The following is a 449-nucleotide window of genomic DNA, read 5'->3' as shown; positions in this document are numbered from 1 at the left end:
ATCACCAGGAACACCGCAATGGTGGCCAGGAAATGCAGACCGAGTTGAGGGGCCAGAGGACCGTGGCTCTTAAAGGTTACATTGCGCTGGAGGGGGAAGTTGATGCACTCGCCGAAGAAGATAGCGGTCAGGTTGGCCAAGGTGAAGGCCAAGCCGCTGTTGACCAGATAGGCCCTATCCGCGCCGACCTCAAGGGCGTTGCCGATGATGGACAGCTTAAAGCCGACCCCAAACAGTTCCACTGGGATACCGGGGAACAGCCACTCCGTGTCGCCCACGAAACTGTGGAACAAACCGGGCAGGAACATAAGCATGACTGCCTTCAGCGCCGTGACCGCCCAGCTGAAAATGAGGAACAGACCGCCTTTTCTAATCCACTCCGCCGCCTTGGGGTGCTTTTCCGCAAAACGATTCATAAAGTTCATAATCGCTCCCCCTTACTGCTTGTT

The 449-nt window shown here is 56.1% G+C and carries 1 protein-coding gene; it reads right to left on the bottom strand.

Annotated features, from left to right (window positions below; translation table 11 throughout):
* On the bottom strand, positions 1-425 hold a 425-nt coding region (locus D1646_RS24070; RefSeq protein ID WP_160638243.1), incomplete at its 3' end, for a hypothetical protein.
* Positions 426-449 lie beyond the last annotated feature (24 nt).

It is taken from the genome of Pseudoflavonifractor sp. 60 (assembly GCF_009911645.1).
Lineage (GTDB): Bacteria > Bacillota > Clostridia > Oscillospirales > Oscillospiraceae > Lawsonibacter.
This window is presented reverse-complemented; position numbering and strand designations above follow the sequence as displayed.